20 protein-coding genes are annotated in these 20,149 nt (G+C 50.3%); 16 read left to right on the top strand and 4 right to left on the bottom strand.

Annotated features, from left to right (window positions below; genetic code table 11):
- Nucleotides 1-25: 25 nt before the first annotated feature.
- The 8 genes from yedF (at nucleotide 26) to AB1611_01570 (ending at nucleotide 7,509) form a co-directional block, all read left to right on the top strand.
- Complete coding sequence (gene yedF, locus AB1611_01605) at nucleotides 26-673, top strand: sulfurtransferase-like selenium metabolism protein YedF (GenBank protein ID MEW6378281.1); 648 nt, start codon at nucleotides 26-28, stop codon at nucleotides 671-673.
- Between the two features lie 40 nt (nucleotides 674-713).
- Nucleotides 714-1,859, top strand: coding sequence for an aminotransferase class V-fold PLP-dependent enzyme (locus AB1611_01600; GenBank protein ID MEW6378280.1), 1,146 nt, complete (start codon nucleotides 714-716; stop codon nucleotides 1,857-1,859).
- 52 nt (nucleotides 1,860-1,911) lie between these two features.
- Nucleotides 1,912-2,748 (top strand): phosphate ABC transporter substrate-binding protein, encoded by an 837-nt coding sequence (locus AB1611_01595; protein MEW6378279.1) that lies wholly within the window; start codon nucleotides 1,912-1,914, stop codon nucleotides 2,746-2,748.
- A gap of 15 nt (nucleotides 2,749-2,763) precedes the next feature.
- Nucleotides 2,764-3,630, top strand: coding sequence for a phosphate ABC transporter permease subunit PstC (pstC, locus tag AB1611_01590; GenBank protein ID MEW6378278.1), 867 nt, complete (start codon nucleotides 2,764-2,766; stop codon nucleotides 3,628-3,630).
- A complete protein-coding gene (locus AB1611_01585) occupies nucleotides 3,627-4,508 on the top strand; it encodes an ABC transporter permease subunit (GenBank protein ID MEW6378277.1) in 882 nt (293 codons plus the stop codon). The genes pstC and AB1611_01585 overlap by 4 nt, the downstream gene beginning before the upstream one ends.
- Nucleotides 4,509-4,513: 5 nt before the next feature.
- On the top strand, nucleotides 4,514-5,215 hold the full coding sequence (locus tag AB1611_01580) for an ATP-binding cassette domain-containing protein (GenBank protein ID MEW6378276.1): 702 nt from the start codon (nucleotides 4,514-4,516) through the stop codon (nucleotides 5,213-5,215).
- A 36-nt stretch (nucleotides 5,216-5,251) separates the two neighbouring features.
- Nucleotides 5,252-6,148: a selenium metabolism-associated LysR family transcriptional regulator gene (locus AB1611_01575; GenBank protein ID MEW6378275.1), complete on the top strand. Its 897-nt coding sequence runs from the start codon at nucleotides 5,252-5,254 to the stop codon at nucleotides 6,146-6,148.
- A gap of 191 nt (nucleotides 6,149-6,339) precedes the next feature.
- Nucleotides 6,340-7,509, top strand: coding sequence for a hypothetical protein (locus tag AB1611_01570; protein MEW6378274.1), 1,170 nt, complete (start codon nucleotides 6,340-6,342; stop codon nucleotides 7,507-7,509).
- Here the strand turns inward: AB1611_01570 and AB1611_01565 are convergent.
- Nucleotides 7,445-8,539, bottom strand: a complete 1,095-nt coding sequence (locus AB1611_01565; protein MEW6378273.1) for an alpha/beta hydrolase — start codon at nucleotides 8,537-8,539, stop codon at nucleotides 7,445-7,447. The genes AB1611_01570 and AB1611_01565 overlap by 65 nt on opposite strands.
- A 488-nt stretch (nucleotides 8,540-9,027) precedes the next feature.
- On the opposite strand from AB1611_01565, the gene AB1611_01560 reads away from it, so the two are divergent.
- From AB1611_01560 to AB1611_01545, 4 genes are all read left to right on the top strand, one after another.
- A complete protein-coding gene (locus AB1611_01560; protein MEW6378272.1) occupies nucleotides 9,028-10,929 on the top strand; it encodes a hypothetical protein in 1,902 nt (633 codons plus the stop codon).
- Between the two features lie 28 nt (nucleotides 10,930-10,957).
- Nucleotides 10,958-11,587, top strand: coding sequence for a MotA/TolQ/ExbB proton channel family protein (locus tag AB1611_01555; GenBank protein MEW6378271.1), 630 nt, complete (start codon nucleotides 10,958-10,960; stop codon nucleotides 11,585-11,587).
- Nucleotides 11,588-11,644: 57 nt separating this feature from the next.
- Nucleotides 11,645-12,040, top strand: coding sequence for a biopolymer transporter ExbD (locus tag AB1611_01550; protein ID MEW6378270.1), 396 nt, complete (start codon nucleotides 11,645-11,647; stop codon nucleotides 12,038-12,040).
- A gap of 103 nt (nucleotides 12,041-12,143) precedes the next feature.
- Entirely contained in the window at nucleotides 12,144-12,893 is a 750-nt protein-coding gene (locus AB1611_01545) for an energy transducer TonB (GenBank protein MEW6378269.1), read from the top strand.
- Between the two features lie 55 nt (nucleotides 12,894-12,948).
- Here AB1611_01545 and AB1611_01540 read toward each other — a convergent pair whose 3' ends face one another.
- The 3 genes from AB1611_01540 to AB1611_01530 form a co-directional block, all read right to left on the bottom strand.
- A complete protein-coding gene (locus AB1611_01540) occupies nucleotides 12,949-13,881 on the bottom strand; it encodes an aldolase (protein ID MEW6378268.1) in 933 nt (310 codons plus the stop codon).
- Nucleotides 13,882-14,152: 271 nt separating this feature from the next.
- A complete protein-coding gene (locus tag AB1611_01535; GenBank protein ID MEW6378267.1) occupies nucleotides 14,153-14,647 on the bottom strand; it encodes a DUF3368 domain-containing protein in 495 nt (164 codons plus the stop codon).
- Nucleotides 14,640-14,882, bottom strand: a complete 243-nt coding sequence (locus AB1611_01530) for a UPF0175 family protein (GenBank protein ID MEW6378266.1) — start codon at nucleotides 14,880-14,882, stop codon at nucleotides 14,640-14,642. The genes AB1611_01535 and AB1611_01530 overlap by 8 nt, the downstream gene beginning before the upstream one ends.
- A 764-nt stretch (nucleotides 14,883-15,646) precedes the next feature.
- On the opposite strand from AB1611_01530, the gene AB1611_01525 reads away from it, so the two are divergent.
- From AB1611_01525 to iorA, 4 genes are all read left to right on the top strand, one after another.
- A complete protein-coding gene (locus AB1611_01525; GenBank protein ID MEW6378265.1) occupies nucleotides 15,647-17,056 on the top strand; it encodes an alginate export family protein in 1,410 nt (469 codons plus the stop codon).
- A 322-nt stretch (nucleotides 17,057-17,378) separates the two neighbouring features.
- The gene (locus tag AB1611_01520) at nucleotides 17,379-17,837 is read left to right on the top strand and encodes a type II toxin-antitoxin system VapC family toxin (protein MEW6378264.1); all 459 of its coding nucleotides are present in this window, start codon (nucleotides 17,379-17,381) and stop codon (nucleotides 17,835-17,837) included.
- A 22-nt stretch (nucleotides 17,838-17,859) separates the two neighbouring features.
- Complete coding sequence (locus AB1611_01515) at nucleotides 17,860-18,057, top strand: hypothetical protein (GenBank protein ID MEW6378263.1); 198 nt, start codon at nucleotides 17,860-17,862, stop codon at nucleotides 18,055-18,057.
- Nucleotides 18,058-18,170: 113 nt separating this feature from the next.
- Entirely contained in the window at nucleotides 18,171-19,922 is a 1,752-nt protein-coding gene (gene iorA, locus AB1611_01510) for an indolepyruvate ferredoxin oxidoreductase subunit alpha (protein MEW6378262.1), read from the top strand.
- The last annotated feature ends 227 nt before the right edge of the window (nucleotides 19,923-20,149 follow it).

The following is a 20,149-nucleotide window of genomic DNA, read 5'->3' as shown; positions in this document are numbered from 1 at the left end:
CAGCAGGAACATAAGGAGATTTCGCATGGCTATAACGGTTGATGCACGGGGTTTGGATTGTCCCAAACCAGTAGTGAAAACAAAGGAAGCTTTCGAGCAGGCGGCTGGTCAGCCTCTTGTGGTGATGGTCAGCAGCGCGGCCTCGAAGGAGAATGTCACCCGGTTTCTTACGCGCAATGGGGTTGAAATTGACCGGGTGGAAGAGCGAGGGAACGAATTTCACATTTATACCAGGGGCGGCTCTGATCAAAAGAGTCCGGCTGCTGGCCGGGAAACCGCTCTGTCAGCCGTGGAGCTTGCGCCTGAAGATTACTCCTGCACCGATCATCCTTCCGGAACCGGGACGGCGGTTTTTATCACCAGGGACCGGATCGGGTCCGGCAGTGATGAGCTGGGCATGAACCTTCTCGATGCGTTTGTCGCTACTCTCCGGGATCTGTCCGTCCAGCCGAAAACCATCTGTTTCATGAACAGCGGAGTGAAACTGGCGGTTAAAGGAGCCCCGACCCTGTCCTGCCTGCAGGAGCTTGAAGAGAAAGGGATTGAGCTTCTGGTCTGCGGAACCTGCCTGAATTACTTCAATCTCACCCAGGAGCTTGGCGCTGGCAGGATTTCCAACATGTACGATATTTCCGAAACTTTGCTCAAATCAGCCAAAGTGATTACGATTTAGGTACCCACTTTCAGCAAAGAACACAAACAGAGAACCAGCCATGATTTATTTTGACCATGCAGCCACTTCGGGCACCAAGCCTCCATCAGTGATCGAGGCTATGGTCGATTGTCTGAAGCATGCCAATGCCAATCCGGGCAGGTCTTCGCATTCTCTGTCCATCAGGGCTGCCGAGATTATCTATCGGGCACGTGAGGCCATTGGTGAGCTTTTCAACTTTCCCGAAACGGAAAAAATCATCCTGACCAAAAATGCGACCGAGGCATTGAATCTGGCTATTTACGGGACGCTGGCATCGGGAGGGGGTGAGGCGATAGCCACCTCGATGGAGCATAATTCCGTTCTGAGGCCGCTCAACCGCCTGAAAGACAAGGGCCTGATCAGGCTCACCATTGTCGAGGGAGACAGAAACGGCCTGGTATCTGCGGAAAAGATCGAAGCAGCCATCAGTGCTGACACCAGGCTCATTGCGGTTACCGCCGCTTCCAATGTATGCGGCACAAAGCTTGACCTGGATGGGATATACCAGGTAAGCCGGTCCAGGGGGGTGAAGCTTCTGGTCGATGCTGCCCAGGGTGCCGGGGCAATACAGATCGATCTGGCCAGGACCCCATTCGATTTTCTGGCCATAACCGGGCATAAGCATCTTTTCGGACCGCAGGGAACCGGGGCTCTGATCATCAGGGATACTGATACCTTGGAGCCTTTTCTGTGCGGCGGCACCGGCAGCCTGTCGGAAAAGACCGTCCAGCCGGACTTTCCACCGGATAAATTCGAGGCCGGGACAGTCAATACTCCGGGATTCGCGGGTCTTGCAGCCGGCATTGAATTCATTTTGGCCGAAGGGCTTGAGCAGATCATCGACCGGGAGCATCAGTTGACACACTATCTGCTCGATAAGCTGAAGCAAATCGATGAAGCTCAGGTTTATGCTCCCGAAGCCGACCGGGTGGCTGTAGTATCGTTCAATCTGAAAGGGGCAATGGCTTCCGAGGTTTCCCATTACCTTGACCGCGAGTGGGAAATATGCACCAGGCCGGGCCTGCACTGCGCGCCTCTGGCGCACCAGACCCTGGGCACCTTTCCCCACGGCACGGTCCGGTTCTCCCTCTCCTACTTTAACACCGAGCGGGAGATCGATATTGCCATCAAGGTCCTGAAGTCTTATATGAGAAATAACAGTTAAAACTGGTATTGCCAGTTCTACGATTATCACCATCAGGTAAGGAGAGAGTGTCATGAAGCGAAAGTATATTCTGATTGCATTGTCGATGACGATTTGTTTAATCATTGGCGCAGGTATGAGTTTACAGGCTGGAGAACTGGACTCCTTCAGGGATGAAAAGGGAACCTTGAAAATAGCCGGAGGTACAGCTCATATTCCGGTGATGCAGGAGGCGGCCAAAAAGATTATGGAGGTCAATCCGGATATTCAGATAACCATTGCCGGTGGTGGTTCGGGGGTTGGAATCAAGCAGGTAGGGGAAGGTCTGGTCCAGATAGGGAATTCCGGACGCAAACCCACCGATGAGGAAATTACCAGGTATAATCTCACGATATTCCAGTGGGCCATTGACGGTGTAGGTATCATTAATCATCCGGATAACAAAGTGAAAAAGCTGACCAAAGCTCAGGTTATTGATATCTTCTCAGGGAAGATCGACAACTGGAAACTCCTTGGCGGAGCAGATAAGGGAATTAATGTCTATACAAGAGACGAGGCAAGCGGTACCCGTGAAGTCTTCTGGGAAAAGGCCCTCGACAAGGGGGCGATCACTCCCAAAGCCAATTTTGTCGCCTCCAACGGAGCAATGAAATCAGCCATAGCAAAGGATCCTTATGGCATAGGCTATGTCTCTGTGGGCCATATCGATGAGACGGTGGCCCCGGTAGCTTTCGATGGGGTATTGCCAACTCTGGATAACGTAAAACAGGGCAAGTACACCGTCAGTCGAGGGTTGTACAGCAATACCAAAGGCCAGCCTTCAGGTCTGACGAAAAAGTTCATCGATTATCTTTTCACGCCCGAAGGTCAGAAGATCGTTGAAAGCAATGGCTTTATCCCGGTCAAATGATTACAGCCCATTCACATGGTTACCATCCGTGAAAAGATCGCCGAGAAACTGTTTCTCCTCTCGGCAGTGGTCAGTGTTTCTCTAACTATTATCATTTTGGGATTCATGGTGTTCCTGGGTCTCCCTCTCATCAGAGGGGGACATTTTTTTGACCTCCTGGCTCAGCCGTGGGAACCCGCTTCCGGTTCATACGGTATTTATCCCATGATCGCGGGCACGCTGACTATTGCCGGTTTGAGCCTGGTCTTCGCTTTTCCGCTGAGTTTGGGGTGTTCCGCACTGATCAGTGTTCTTGGTCCCGCAATATTCAGCCGGTTCCTGCGAAAAGCGGTTCAGCTTATGACAGGCATACCCACGGTTGTGTATGGGTTTGTAGGCGTGTTCCTTCTGGTTCCCAGAATCAGGGAAATGTTCCAGAGCGGTTCAGGAATGTGCATCCTCTCCGCTTCATTGATGCTGGCGGTCCTTATTTCTCCGACCATGATCCTGTTTTTCACCGATAGCTTTGATCATGTGCCAAAATCCTACCGTGATGCTGCTGACGCTTTAGGCGCAACCGAAGTGCAAAAATTTCTGTATGTCATCCTGCCCTGCGCCTTTAGGGGTGTCCTGACCGGGTTCATTCTTGCCCTGGGGCGATCTCTCGGCGATACCCTTATTGCCTTGATGCTTGCCGGAAATGCAATTCAGATTCCCGGCTCGGTTCTGGATTCAGCCAGAACTTTGACATCTCACATCGCCCTGGTGTTCGCCGCTGATTATGAAAGTCTGGAATTTAAATCCATCTTTGCCTGTGGTATAGTGCTTTATCTGTTTACGACCATTCTTGTTTTGGGAGCCCGGTCGTTGTCAGGATCAGGGGATGGGAGAGAAAAAAGGTGAACCGGGCAGGAGAGAAGCTGGTGGTAGTCTTTTCGTGGATATGTGGAATAACTCTGGTAAGCGTTATTTCGTATATTATCGGTTATCTGATTTTCAAAGGTATTGGCACGGTAAATATGCAGCTTGTCTTTGGTGAAACCAGGCCTCTCGAAGCGCTCATTTTCCGGAAACAGGTCTTTCACGGCCTGTTTCCGGCTATGGCAGGGACCATCTGTCTCGTAGTCTTATCTGTCAGTTGGGCGGCTCCGGTGGGACTGGCTTGCGGCATCTACCTGGCGGAGTATGCTCAGGGTAAAACAAAAACCTTTTTCAATCTCTTTTTCGATATTCTGGCCAGCATTCCTTCGATCGTGATTGGTCTCTCAGGATTTGCCCTGGCTGTTTTCCTGCATAAACACTACTCCGAGCGCATCTATCCCTCCCTTTTGATCTCCAGTCTATCCCTCTCTTTTTTGGTCTTGCCATATATCATTCGCGCAACTCAGGTTTCTCTGGAAAGCCTGCCTTTAAAGACACGCCTTACAGCCCTGGCTCTGGGGGGCACAAAGCTTCAGAACATCTTTTATGTCCTCATTCCTCAATCGCTCTCAGGCATCCTGAGCGGCCTTGTCCTGGCCATCGGCCGTTGTGCAGAAGACACAGCCGTGATCATGCTCACCGGCGTCGTGGCTACAGCCGGATTGCCCAGGTCTTTGCTTTCACCCTATGAAGCGCTCCCATTTTACATCTATTACATCTCCTCCGAATATTCAAACACCCGGGAACTTTTGACCGGATATGGAGCTTCGCTCATTCTCCTGACTATTTGCATTGTTCTCTTTCTGCTTGCCTTTGTCATCAAAAGGCAGTTGGCCTATCAAATCCTCTATCGCGTCTGAGCCCTATGGATGAGAAGACGGTAAAGATAAAAACTGCGCATCTCTATTTTTCATACCATGATCACTATGTCCTTCGCGATATTACAGTCCAGTTTATCGAAAATTCCATCACTGCCATCATCGGTCCTTCAGGGGTCGGTAAATCGACCTTTCTGATGACCCTCAATCGATTGTGGGAAGGCATACCAGGGGCTAAAATGAAGGGGATGGTAGAAATTAAATTTAATGGGAATTTCCATGATATTTATAGCCGGTCCTATCCCCTGCCGCAATTACGGCGGACGGTCGGCATGGTCTTTCAGGTGCCCAATCCTTTGCTGATGAGCATTTATAAAAATGTCGCCTTTCCCTTAAAACTGGCTGGAATAAAAGACAAAAGTCTCATCGGTCACAAGGTTGAACAGGCTCTGAAGAATGCCCATCTGTGGGAGGAAGTTAAAAACCGGCTGGCAGACAGTGCACTTGCTCTATCCGGCGGGCAGCAGCAACGCCTTTGTATTGCCCGGGCACTGGTTCTGGAACCGGAAATCCTGCTCCTCGATGAACCCACTTCATCTTTGGATAGCAAAGCCGGAGCTGTCATTGAGGAGCTTTTGCTGAACATTAAAGAACATTGCACCATCCTGACGGTTTCCCATTACCTGGATCAGGTGAAGAGAATTGCTGACACGGTAGTCGAGCTATCGTATAATAATAATATCCAGTAAAGTACACAATAAGGAGATAAGAAAGGATAGTTCTCTATGAATATCGATATCCATCATCTGGAGGTTTTCTGCACCTGTGCCGAGCTGGGGAGCTTCTCGGAAGCTGCGCAGACTCTTGGCATCAGCCAGTCCACGGTCAGCACCCATATCAAGACGGTCGAATCCGAAATCGGGGCTCAGGTTTTCGACCGCCGCAAAGGCCGGGTCCATCTTACCCCGGTGGGCGAAGTCCTGTACCGGCAGGGATTGAAGGTCATCGCTTCCCGGAAGGAAGCCATGTGTGCGGTCAACAATTTTCTGGGCAGGATCGAGGGAACAATCGGCCTTGGTGCAAGCACGATTCCGGCCTCCTATATCCTGCCGGAAATAATTGTCAGGTTTCTCAAGACTTACCCAAAGGTCACCGTTCATATGGCCTCGGGAAATACGGGCAGTATTTTCCACGATATCTGCCTGGGGAGAATAGAGCTTGGGGCTGTCGGCAGTACACCCGATGAAGAGCAGTTTACCTCCTGCATTATGGGTACTGACGAGCTTCTGCTCACCTATTCTCCTGCCCATTTTCCTCAAATGCCGCCAAAGATCACGCTGGCGCAGGTGATGGAGTTTCCCCTCATTCTGAGAGAGGAGGGATCGGGGACCAGACGTCTTTTCGAAAACGAGTTGTCCCGGATAAACCTTTCTCGCGGCGAGCTTCAGATTGTGGCTGAGCTGGGCAGCATCGAGGCGGTGAAGCGGGCCGTGATTGCCGGTCTTGGCATTTCGTTTATCCCCAAGGCCGCCCTTGCCTTCGAGACCAGGGCCAATATGGTTAAATCCGTCCCTCTGTCCGATGTCCGGCTCACCCGGAATTTCTATCTGGTGCACCTCCTGGCGAAAACCCTCTCTCCGCCAGCTCAGGCATTCTGGGATTTTGTGAATAATGCTGTCTGAACGGGCTCTCGGTTGAAAAATATTTCGATAATTGCCAGCCTTTTTATCAGTTTCCCTGCTTTCAGGGTCATGAGAAATAGCAAGATAAACCGAAAGAAAATCATCAGTCGTAAATGATGCTGGTTGAAGTTACCGTATCCTCATGCAGTCAGATAAGCAACAGGCAAATAACCAGATAAATTTATACATCCATGAGCGCAAAGGTTTTGCATATTAAGCGAAAGCTTTCTCTTCCTCCGGAAAGCTGGGCCCGGTTCAGCAACTTTCGCTGCCAGGAGGGGGAGAGCATTGACCCTGGAGTTATTATCAGCAATCCTGACATCAGCCCGTATTGTCTGGATGATCCAGGAAAGCGGGTGATTTTCGTTGAAACATCACCCGGCATTGACCTTTCCAAAGCACCCTTTTATTATCAGGCTCAGTTTCAGCACGCCATCCGGCTGGTTGCCGTGTCCTATGAGGATATACACTCACTGGCCAGGGCGATGGGCGACCCGTTTGACAACCTTATTCTTATCTATTCGGTAGGGCGTTGCGGCTCCACGCTGCTCAGCAGGGTGTTCAATCAGGTGCCTGGAGTTGTCAGTCTGTCCGAGCCGGATATTTTTACTCAGGTGGTTGGCCTGCGAAATCCTGATGGGAGCCGCGATTCTGAGCTTTCCAGGCTGCTCCGTGATTGCACCCGCATTCTCGGCAAGCCTGGCGCAGGCGGACGCAAGCCCAATCTGGCGATCAAGTTCCGCAGTTTCGGCATCGAGCTTGGAGACCTCATGCACGGCATCTTTCCCCAGGCACGGAACATATTCCTCTACCGGAATGCAGAGGATGTGATTGAGTCCCTGATCCGCGCCTTCGGTGATCAGGGATTTTGGGGCAGGACATTCCGGGCGGCACAGCAATCGCACCTTGCCAGATTCTGGCTCCGGTTGTTCATCGCCCGGAGGAAGAAATCGATGAGCCGCCTTATTCCACTCATTCAGGATTACCCATCCAGGGCCTATAAAGATCTCGGCAGTGTGGGCATTGCCCTCATTATGTGGCTGTCGGTCATGCACCGCTACCTGGACCTCTACCGGCGGGGTGTTCCCATGATCGGCCTGCGCTACGAGGATTTGATAGCCAGACCTCACGAGGTGGTCAAGGCACTGTTCGAATACTGCGGATTACCGGTCTGGAAAGTACCAGCGGCCTGCAGGGTTTTCGAGCACGATGTCCGGCTCGGTTCGTACCTGGACCGCAAACCTCCGTCCCACCGCTGCCTGAACCTGGATGATCTCCTGAATATCCAGCGCTTTCTCAGGAGCCACCCCGATGTCCAGTCTCCGCACTTTGTCGCTCCCGGGACCTTAACCGTGGAATAAGCTGTCTCAACCCGTTCCGTGATCTTGGCTGGGGATGATCGGTAATAATCAATTCCTTTACCGGCCTGCCGTCACTCCACCTTCCCATGTACCGCTGCTGGACGGTATTTCCCAGGGCATATTCCCGGTTCTTTCCGAAGAAAGCGGCATCGGTAAGAGCATCGAACAGCTTCCAGGTGCCGTAATAGTCGAGGGCATCGGTGCAGGCCGTGCCGACAATGCCCAGCAAGATTCTGCCGCCGGCAGCGTTGCTGACCGGGGCCAGATGATCGGCAATCAGGGGAGGATCCCCGTAATCATCGGAAACCAGGGTTACAAAATCCTTATTCTTCAGCGGTATCTGGCTCGTGTTGCGGAAAATCCTGGCTGCATCATCGGACGAGAGGCCATCCTGGTCGCCTGTGACCACCAGAAGCAGGGTGCGGGAGGAAATAGCGGATACATCCTCCAGGGAGAGCATCGGAGCCCGTTTGGGCTCAACCGACATAATCGCCTTGGGAACAGGTAATCCGGACTGTTGGGCCAGGACTGCAATGTTGAGGGCCAGGATTCCTCCAACCGAATGCCCGACAATGGCCAGACGGTCAAGGTCTGGCCTGACATGGTCCCCGCTCTGCAACATCCTGATTGCCGCCGTGATCGCCTCAAGGCAATTGGAGTTGTACCTGTTGCTGCTCAGCAGGGAACCCCAGGATTGATAGACCGGAAAGACAACGATATTACCTTTCTTCACCAGATGTTCGATCCAGGTATGGTAATAGTCCGGATTGGTTCCTCCCCAGCCGTGGAGAAAGACAATCAAAGGTGCAGTATCCGGCCTTGGCTCATCCGGCTCGAAGAGATAATATGCCTGGTCGCCGGAGCCCTGGACCGTTTTGATAACCCTGCCATGAATGTAGTCCGCACCTCCCGGCCCCTGTGCCGGCTGGACAGGCGGAAAAGCCGCCAGTGCAGAAGAGACGCCGAAAAGGAAAATCATGCCAAGAATCATACCAAGCAAGAGACCTGCCTTTTTTCTGATGCCCGCCATAGTATCCCCCCCTTTTTTATTCTATTAACCAGAAATAGTATACCATATTATTTTGTTTATTGCTCTCAAGAAAATCATAAAATTTTAATCAGGAGCCAGGAGCCAGAATAAAGACTTTCTTTTTTTCTGACCACTGATCACTGATCACTGACCACTAAAAAAACTGGTCTTGACAAAATGGCTGTCTCCTGGTATTGTTAAAACATAATTTATCTCTGGTATTGGTCATTGTCTGTAATCAGGAAGATTACATTACAACCTTGATGGTCGGGAAAAGCACCGTCTGGCAATAAATTACCGCTTATAAAAAGCTGGTCTGATTTCCCGGCAGCTCACCTGGGGTGAAAAAATGGGTGGCTGCCGTACAAAACGAGAAAAAAGCTGAAGCCATGAAGGCTTCTTCCGGCAAGAAAAGGCCGGAGAGAAGATTCATGGCTTTTTTATTTCCAGGACAGCGTAAGTTTCGACTTTCGGGAGAATTAAGAAAGATGAAAAAAATGCGTGCTCTTGCCTGGCTTATGGCCTTTGGGCTGATTATTCTTCTGCATCCCGCCGTGCTGCTGGCCAAACCCCACACTGAAGACAAGAATAACGATGGGAAGCCTGACCTCTGGGGCTATTACAGCGAGCAGGGGAATCTGCAAAGAGTCGAGATTGATGATAATTTCGATGGCAGGATCGATACCTGGCAGACCTACCAGTCAGGGAAGATACTGACCATGATCCGGGATACCAATTTTGATGGGAAAAAAGATACCTGGGACTATTTTGAGCAGGGAATCAGGGCAAGGCAGGAGCAGGACCAGGATGCCAACGGTATCGTTGACCTCTGGGTTCAACTGGGAAAGAACGAAAAAGTGGCCGCCACCAGCAGGGATAGCAACAAAGATGGGAAAGCGGACCTTTGGGTTGAATACGATGAGCATGAAAAGCCAAAAGTGGAAAAGTACGACCGTGACTTGAACGGCCATGTTGATCTGATCAAACGGTACCGGAACGGGGAATTCGTCGAAGCTGAGCGGGATACGGACGCCAACGGCAAAATGGACACCTGGGATTATTACCAGGATGGAAAGCAGGAGCGGCAGGAGCGCGACCAGAACGAGGACGGAAAGAAAGATAACTGGATATTCTTCGATGCCAGCGGCGAAATCAGGGAAAGCCGCAAGGACCGTGACTTCGACGGCCAGGTCGATATGATCGCCGAGTATAAAAAGGGCGTGATCGAGCACCAGAAGCGGGATGAAAGCAAGAATGGCCGCATGGATATCGAAGATTTCTTCCAGCAGGGGAAACTGGTGCGGCAGGAGCAGGACAAGAACGAGGATGGAAAGACGGATGTCTGGCTTTTCTTCGATGATGAGGAAAAACTGGCCAGGAGTGAGCAGGATGCCGACTTTGACGGCAGGGCGGATCACCGAAGCATTTTCCAGCAGGGACAAATCCTGCGGATGGAGGAGGATACGGACAGGGATTCGGTCTTTGACCGGATATCGTATTACGAAAAGCAGCAGCTCCGGCGGCAGACTCAGGATGAAAACAGGGATGGAAAGATTGACCTCGAAATTTTCTTTACTGCAGATGGCCTGGTCGAGCGGAGCATCATGGATCAGAACCGGGACGGGCATATGGACTGCTTCACCACCTTTGCCAAAGGGGTCATCCAGAAAAGGGAGATCGACACCAGCGATGACGGCAAGATCAACCTGTGGCTCCATTACCGGAACGGCAAAGCGGTCGATCAGGAGGAAGATGGCAATGGAGATGGCAAAATCGACCTCTGGGTGGAGCTGGATGAAACCGAGCTTCCGAAAAAAAGCCGCCAGGATTCAAATTTTGACGGTACCCCGGATCTTTGGACGGAGTATGAGAAGGGCAAGATCCATAAGGCATGGCAGGACAGCAATGCCGATGGGAAAGCGGATACCTGGGATTATTACCAGGCCGGTGAGCTTATCCGGAAAGAGCAGGACTCCACCGGGGATGGAAAGCCCGACATCTGGTGGCACTATCAGGGCAAGACGGTCAAGCGCAAAGAACTGGATACCAACCTCAATGGCCGTATGGACACGGTCGAGATATACTCCCCGGCCGGGAAGATGGTCCAAAGCAAGCTGGATGAGGACCACAATGGCAGCTTTGAGCTTACCTGGTACTATGACGATCAGGAGCAGCCGGTCAGGGGGGAAAAGGATCAGAACCGGAATGGCCGGGCTGATCTTTGGCTGTACTACGGGGCTGGAAAACTGGAGCACACCGAAGAGGATACCGACCATGACGGGAAGGCTGACTTCTGGGAATACTACGATCAGGCTGAAGCTGTTATCTGCCGCAAGCGGGATATGAATCATGATGGAGTGGCAGATAAGGTTGAGCGGATCACCCAATAAAATGACCTTGAGGTAAGGAGAAGGAATTATGATTGATTACCTGGTGAAAGGCGGCCCGTTGATGATTCCGATTTTACTCTGCTCGCTGGTTTCCGTAGCTGTAATCTGCGAGAGGCTGTACCGTTTCCACGGGGCACGGCTCAAGGATCCACTCTTTCTGGACAGAATCAAAGAGCTGATCAAGGAAGGAAAGATTGATGAGGCCCTGAGCGAGTGTAAACAGGCCAAAGGGCCTATCGGGAATGTCCTGGCCACGGGTATTGAAAAATCCCATTTCAGCGGATGCTGCAAAAATCTGTCGGAGATCGAAAAGGCCATCTCCCATGCCGGTCAGCAGGAACTTCGTGAGCTTGACCGCTACATGCCCACCCTGGCCACCATAGCCAACATTGCCCCCCTGCTGGGGCTCTTCGGCACCGTGACTGGAATGATCAAGGCCTTTATGGTTATCCAGCAGTTGGGCGGAAAGGTCAATGCCAGCGTACTGGCCGGAGGTATCTGGGAAGCCCTGCTGACAACCGCCTTTGGCCTGGCCGTGGCCCTGCCCACTGTGGTGGCCTATAACTACCTGGTCGGAAAAGTGGAAAATTTCGGCCATGAAATGCAGGACTCATCGGTTGAGCTTCTGGAAGTCCTGCATGAAAAGCATATTGTCTGAAAGAGCACAGACAGAGCCAAAGACCACCATGGAAAATGGAATAAAATTATGATTGACATGAGCTATCGACGGAGGCTTGACGCCTCCATGAATATGACCCCCATGATTGACATTGTCTTTCAGCTTTTAATTTTCTTTCTGCTGACCACTAATTTCATTACCACGGAAGGTATCCAGGTGAAACTCCCCCAGGCACAGTCAACTGCTGCCCAGGTCCAGGAGGAAATCACGGTTTTCATCTCCAAAGAAGGAAGGATATTTGTCCAGCAGCAGGAGTTAAACGAAAGCCAGCTCCATAACCGGCTGCGGACCATGCTTGCCGCCAGCCGGAATAGACTGGTCATCGTTAAAGCGGACCGGGAGATTGTGTTGAACAGGGCGGTAAAAGTTATGGATATCGCCAAAAAAGCAGGAGCGGAACGGCTTTGTATCGCCACGGACAGGGATTTTTGACCCGGGGCTTTTGCATGAGCATTGAAAGAAGGATTACTGAGGTATGGCAAAGAGAAGAGCACAAAACCGAGCAATAACCTATTCTTTACTTTTATCATTTATATTGCATACCGGTATTCTCCTGGCTTCGGGGCCTCTGGTCCGTTCCCATTCCTCCGAGTTACTGATCGAGGTGGACCTGAAAGACCTGCCCTCAAATGAGGACAGTCAACAACCGGCACGGAATATCCCCCGTCCGTACCTGCGCCCCAGGGCAATGCCTCAGTTCCAGAACGCAAAAGTCGCCAGCAGGTTTCCGGCTCCCTGTGCAAACCCTGTTTATTCACCGGCCCCGGTTCATCCGATCGCCAGCTCAGCGGCAGCACCGTGCGGGGCAGTGGAAAAACTGTACGTGCCGGTGGCTGATGATTCGGCGGAGCGCTCTGCCAGCGGCGTGGGAGGTCCCTCGTACGGCACTGGAGGCGGGATTGCACTTGGCCAGATCAAACCCGTTTCGCTTCCCCAAATCCCGCTCCAGACCAGGACTGCTTACGAGCAGCCTGATCAGACCATAGCCTATCAGAGCATTATTCACCGGCACATCGACAGCCGCAAGCGATTCCCTTCACTGGCTGCCAGAAAAGGATGGGAGGGAAATGTCAGCATCAGATTTTTGCTTCACCGCGATGGACAGGTAGAGCAGATTCAGATAACCCGAAGCTCCAGAATTGCCCTCCTGGATGAAGCAGCCATTGCCGCGGTCAAAAATGGGAACCCTTTCCCCCCTTTCCCCAGCGGCATCCAGGAGTCCTCGATCTGGTTTGAGGTGACCCTGAATTTCGAACTGCGGGGAAGAGGAGTGATGAACCTCTGAACCTGAGTATCCGGATATGAGCCCCGGATATCGCAGGCTTTGAAGATGCTCTCCATTATCGTTCCCTGGACGATGTCCACATGCGCTGTAAAGCATCTTCGACCATAGCTCCCTCGATAACTACGGCATGGATGGCCTCGCACAGTCTGACAGCCTCATCGAGGGACTTCTGGTGGAGATTTCTGCCGATCGATATCCCCCCGGCACCGCTGATGTGAATCTGGTCGTAAATCCTTCCGAGAAAAGCTCCCACATCCTGGCTCGACCCTCCCGAAGAAATGACCCTGGTCCGTCCAGCGGCCAGAATGGCTTCTTTAAACATCTCCTGCGGTTTGGCACCATTCGTCTGGGGATAGTTCACTCTCACAAAATCGCTGCCAAGGCATGCCCCCACACCCGCAGCCCCGGCAATCAGGTGCGAATCCCTTTCGTCTTCTATTGCCTGGCCAAGCGGACAGATCCACAGAACGGCAAGCATGCCGTGCTGATGGGCTTGATATACGACCTGGGCTGCATGATGGAGCATCTCATCCTCATACATGCTTCCCAGATACACCGAATAACCTACGGCAGGTATCTTGAGCCCGCTGTTATCACGAAACTCCACCACCTGTTTGACATCCAGCCATTGCTGACTGAAAGGATCGTCCATATCGACCGTCACCAAATCCGTTCTGGAATTCAGCTTGACCAGGTAGGACACATCGGGATAATCCATCCCGTACCTGGCTATCAGGCCAAGCTGGGTGGCAAAAACCCCGATCCTGCCCTGACCGGCGATCCTGAACAGGTGCTCCGGATCGCTGTCCTGGGGATGGATGCCCTCCCCGAAAAAATCCCTGTTGAGGTGCTCTACTTTCTGATCACCGGCAAACAGTATCAGCCGTCCGCTTTCCTGGGTAATGGTCAGATAATTCTGAGTATATTCTCCCCGCATTGTCTTGGGGACATCTAAAGGCACAATCACGTCGCTGGCTTTGATTTTCATGGTATTATCCAGCCTCCTTACTCCACGTTCGCAAATGCATCCGTGTGGTTTAATTGTAATCGTTTTGCCTGAAAAAGCATCGCTTCATCATTACTTCTTTCTTCTCGGATTTCATATGGAATGCCCTTTACGGGCTCTGTGGTTCAGTTTGATGGAAAGCTCTTGGCATGGGGGCAATTGTGGCTTAAAATAACTGCACAATATTGCATATATGCTTAAAGCGGTTATCGTTGAATTGAACTTCCGGCCTGAAGGGGGAAAGATTTCAAAATTACTTTTGGCTTTCTCCAGAAATTTTTAATGTCTCAGCGATCAACTTATCACTCAGGTAGAAACCAGCCTCTTTTAAATGTTCAAGTATTGGCCTGAGCTCGCCAATATAGCCTTTTTGTTTCGCTTTTAATAACACACCGCCAGTACCTGTAATCTTGAATGCCTGGAGCTTTGCTATCCTTCGTGCCAAAGCATCATCAATGATTAATAAAGGTTCGGATTCCTCACAGCCCAAGGCCAAGATCTCTGCTTCGCCCTGCCCGAGATCAGGGATCATCTTAATGAATGCGGGGATGGTTGCTCTCCTCATCTGCATCCAGGTGTATTCTGCAACATGAGGAACATCCCCCCCTGTCCGCCCTCCTGCCTCAAGTTCAGCTAATACCGCTGCCGGAACAATAATTTCACCATATAACTTTTCAAGGACATTAAGACAGCCCAGCCTATGAAGGTAAAAGAGAGGTGATGTATTAACAATCACTATGCTATGCATTCTCAATATCCTGTTGTAATTCTTCAGGAGTAAGCTCGAATATTGGTACACCATACCGTGCAAGGGATTGAAGAAAGCTTATTCTTGAGATACCTGCAAGCTGAGCTGCCCTGCCGGAGGATAGCTTGCCCATCTGATAAAATTTAACCGCAGCCAACATCCGGATATCCAGCGAAAGTTCCAGAGGAGTCTCTTTAAGGGAAATTAAAACTTCATCTGGAATTTCTAAGGTTATCTTTTCCCATAGGGAATCACCTCCTACTTATAATTGAATCGACCTTTATAGAGAAAGGGCAGGTAGTGTATCTTCCCGGATAATCGTTTTAGATTTATCCAGCATTCTGGATAAACAAAATGAAAGGATACACACTATGCTATGAGCAAAGATAACGCAATTGGACTGAAAAGACAAGATTGGGATTTGGAGTATAGTAACCTATGAGCAAAGACAATGCAATTTAATTTCGAGAGACAGGATTCAGTTTTACCGATATAGTTTAAGGAATGATACATATTCCTAATTATACGGCTCATACAAGAGGGAGAATTTAGCTAATTGCCTTTTTTATGCTCTTGAGTTTATTTTTTATATTGACATGTCCCCGGACTCTCGATATATATTAACTACGGAAAATGAACAATGAGATTGTAATGCGATACCGATTTATGGAAGGTGGCGCAATTGTCAGGATATTCAGAAAACTACCCGGCTTTTCTATGGTCTTGTCACAACTTCAGCGGCACAGGATTTATTAAATCTTAATAGTGCTTATCAACAAGAGCCAATGTAAGTTCTCCATAGTTTTTTTGCTCAGGCGTAGATCTATAATCAAAGATTGCCCTGGCAGGTATTTCAGGAAGTAGTACGAAGAAGGAATAGCAGAGCACCTTGTTTAAGGAAAGTTCCATGAAAAAAGGGGGTGAGAGGAACAGGCTATCAGGATTGTGAAATATATTTAATCTTATTTTTCAATATTATAAGGTTATAAGGGGAAAATAATGAAAAAAGCGTTGATTGGTTTATTAAGTATTGTCCTGATTACCGGTTTGGTGAGTGTATGCTGTGCCGAGGAAGCGGCGAACAAGGTTACTTACGGCGGAGATATCCGGATTCGCGGGCAGGTTACGAAAAATATTTATGACTTGAATAATACTAAGGCAGGTACTGCTGGGAAAAGAGTTAATGCCTACGATAACGAGCAATTCTACCGTCATCGGACCCGTCTGTGGATAAAAGGAGAGCTTGAGGAAGGCATGACCGGCTATGTCCGGTTAGCGGTTGAGCCCCGCTGGGGTCGCCCGGATTATACTTATAATGATGCTACTGTAGATGCTGCGAAAAAACCCAAACCTGAATGGACCAATCACCTCATCATCGATAATTCCTATATCGAAGCCAAGAAATTTTTGGGGTCGCCGCTAAACCTTAAGATCGGTCGCCAGGATCTGACCTATGGAGAGGGGTTCCTGGTCTATGAGGGGACACCTGTTGATGGCTCCCGGACCATTTATTTCGATGCTGTCAAGCTTTCCCTCGATCTGAGCGTTATCGGTGTGGATTTATTCACTGCCAAGCCTGATGAGGGGCAATACAACATCAATGATGATGAGGATCTCTACGGTCTGTATACCACTCTTAAGATGGTGCCTGGTCAGGCATTTGATGTTTATGTCCTTCAGCGGGAGAGAAGAGCCTATAAGTTAGACCAAGATTTCGATGCTACTACTCCTGACATCGATGTCGATTCTTCCACTACTGCCGTCGGTGTCCGGGCGAGCGGAAAGATTATTGAAAACCTTACCTATGCAGCCGAAGTGACGAAAGAGTTTGGATCAGTCGATTGGAAAGGATTCGATCCAACAGGTGCCCGTGAAGAGGGCGATATGGATCGGGATGCCATTGGCGGACTTGCCACCCTGACTTATGCCATACCTGTTCCTACTCAACCCACAATTAAATTAGGAGCATATTATACCTCCGGTGATAACGAGAACACTGACGACTATGAAGCCTGGGACGGATTCTACAGCGAATTCCCCAAGTATGGATATGGCGATATGCTTGCCAGCCTTACCAAGCTTGACTATGATGAGGGAACTTGGACAAACCATAGGATTTACGAAGCCGATCTTAAACTTACCCCTATCTCCAAGATGACAGCCAACCTGGGGTTCCTCTATCTGGCAGCCAATAATGTGCCGGATGGGGTCAGTAAGAAGCGCGGTATATGCCCTCAGGCTCGTCTTGAGTATCAGTTCACTCCGGCAGTTACCGCCCATGTGCTGGGCCAGTATTTCCAAACCGGTAATTATTATGAAGATTCTGGTAATCATAATGTCGGTCCAGGAAATAAGGTCTCTACTGACGATGCTTTCTTTGGCCGCTTTGAGATGTCAATAAAGTTCTAATTTGTCGTAACTGGTGCACTTATTACGGGATGGGCTTGTGCTTTGAGCCCATCCCGTCCCTTATTTTGGGCAGAACCTGCCGATAAGGATAATGAGTTATCTCTCCTAACTCCGGGTGCAAGTGAAAAATGGAGGGAAAATAAACGAATCAGGAAATAAGGCAAGAATCCTGCTGCGTGGCGGGCTCTTAAAATATAAAAAATATCCAATAAAAAATCTTTAAGCAATAATCTTCAGCTCCGCATAAGGTGCTATAATGGAGATATAGCAGGTTAGAGGTTTTTATGACTCTACTTCTCATGCAATGCGAAAGTAAGGTTACATGGCAAGGAAACTCAAAATCTATTTTGACACATCTGTGCCCAATGCATATATAGATAGTAGAAATCCCATTCGACAGGAAATAACAAAGAATTTGTGGGAAAAGCTTCAACAATATGAGATCTTTATTTCAGATCTTGTTGTTGAGGAGATTGAAGCTACCGGTGATGAAGTTAAAAAGAAACATCTCCTTGATTTGGTTAAGGGATTTGAGAGACTCACCAGCAGAGGAGAGGAAATAGAAGCATTGACTGAAGAATACATAAAGGGAAGGATAATTCCGGCAAAATATATCGAAGATGCAGTCCATATAGCAGTGGCTACAGTTTATTCCCTTGATGTGCTTGTTAGCTGGAATTTTGAGCATATGGTCAAGCTAAAGACCAAAAGGGAAGTTAACGCTGTGAATGCGCTATTGGGCTACAAACAATTAGAGATTGTTGAGCCAGCTATGCTTTGAAGGGAGGAAGGTGGCCGAGAAGATGGCTTACTTCAGTAAGTTTTATCAGGTAGAAGTACGCGATGAAATCGCTCGGGAATTTAGCAATTCCAAAGGCGAAGTAGATGATATGATGGCTGGTCTTCATGAGATCAGGGTGAGAAGAGCAGAAAAAAAGTATGATTTGAAAAAATTAATAGCTGAGGCAGGGCCTGATATTGACAGGGTAAACAGAAAATAAAAATTGGTCCGCTTCACTTCCAAGGTAATTTGCCGATAAGCATACGAAGCAGTTCGATTGTACAATATCCACTATCCACCGATAATTCATCCATCTCGTCTGGAGTCAACACGATGAAAGTATTGCTGTCAGGAAATGAGGCTGTAGCCCGAGGGGCATATGAATTCGGAGTAAGGGTTGCTGTCGGGTATCCGGGCACACCGAGCACGGAGATCCTGGAAAATATCGTCCAGTATCCGGAAATTTACGCTCAGTGGTCGCCAAATGAAAAAGTGGCTCTGGAGATGGGCATCGGAGCGAGTCTGGCCGGGGCCAGAACCCTGGTGACCATGAAGCATGTAGGGTTGAATGTGGCTGCCGATCCCCTGATGACTTTGGCTTACACGGGAGTGAATGGCGGGCTGGTTATCATCACGGCTGATGATCCGGGGATGCACAGCTCGCAGAACGAGCAGGATAACCGCTTTTTCGCCAAATTTGCCCAGATTCCCCTTCTTGAGCCTGCGGACAGCCATGAGGCCAAGGAGATGGTCGGGTTTGGCATGGTGATCAGCGAGAGTTTTGACACCCCTGTCCTGCTGCGTCTCACTACCCGGATTTCCCATTCCAAATCCCTGACCTGGGTGGAGGAGGATTTCAGGGCAGACCTCCACCGCAAGCCTTTTGCCAGAGATCCGCAAAAATATGTGATGATACCGGCCTACAGCCGCAAGCGGCGGGCGTTAATCAATAAGCGGACCGAAACGATCAGGGACGAAATTTCAGAGACCACCATATGGAACAGCAGCCAGATCAATGACACTTCGATCGGCATCATTACCGGAGGTGTCGCCTACCAGTATGCCCGCGAAGTGCTGCCGCATGCCTCCTTTTTGAAGCTTGGCATGAGCTATCCCCTGCCGGAAAAGCGCATCAGGAAATTTGCCGCCCAGGTCGAGAAGCTGTATGTGGTTGAAGAGCTGACCCCCTTTATCGAGGATCAGGTCCGGCTTATGGGCCTTGCTGTCGAAGGGGGGCGATCGATCCTTCCGGATACCGGAGAGTTGTCGCCGGATATCGTCGCCAGAGCCTTTGGCAAAGAGTCTTCGCGGGATGTATTTAACCCCGGGGTGGCCATTCCTCCCCGGCCCCCGGCCATGTGTCCGGGCTGTCCTCACCGGGGCCTGTTCTATACCCTGAACCGGAAAAAGATCAGAGCCATGGGTGATATCGGCTGCTATACCCTGTCCGTGATGCCGCCTCTTGAGGCCATGGACATGTGCATCTGCATGGGTGCCAGTATCGGGGCTGCGCACGGGTTTAACAAAGCCATCGAGGGATCGGACACCCGGCCGGTAGTCGGCGTGATCGGCGATTCAACCTTTTGCCACTCCGGAATAACCGGCCTTTTGGATATCGCTTATAATCAGGGGACCACGACGGTCATCATTCTCGATAACCGGACCACGGCCATGACCGGGTTTCAGCAGCATCCCGGCACAGGCCGCACGCTCAAGGGTCGGGAAACACGGGCGGTGGACCTGGTCGCCCTGGCAAAAGCCATGGGTATCAGCCGGGTGGAAGTGGTTGACCCATATGACCTTGCTCAATTAGGGCAGGTAATAGATCAGGAAACAGCAACCGCCGAGCCCTCCCTGATCATCTCCCGCAGGCCCTGTGTGCTGCTGGAAAGAAATGCCAAACGCATTCAGCGCCAGGTGGATCCTCGAGCTTGTACCGGATGCAGGATGTGCCTGAAATTAGGATGCCCGGCCATGAGTTCGGGCAGTGAAGGAAAAGCGCAGATCGACCCGCTCCTGTGCAATGGCTGTCCGGTCTGCGAGCAGGTCTGCAAGGCTCAGGCCATCAAACCGGCTTGCGCGTAATTATTTGCGCTCATATGGGATACATGGCATACATCCGAAGGGCTGTGCTATTTAAGGATGGAAGAACGATTTCCCGCAGAGACGCAGAGGCGCAGAGAATAACCGAAAATGATATCCTCTGCGTCTCAGCGTCTCTGCGGGAGAAATACAACACTGCCGTGTCGTCTTTCCCATAAGAGCGATTATTTGAACCTAACTATTAGGTAGTAGAGCAGGCGTATATGGAT

This window comes from bacterium, assembly GCA_040755755.1.
Taxonomy (GTDB): Bacteria; SZUA-182; SZUA-182; order DTGQ01; family DTGQ01; genus DTGQ01.
Note: the sequence above shows the minus strand (reverse complement) of the source record. Positions and strands in the feature narration are given on the sequence as shown.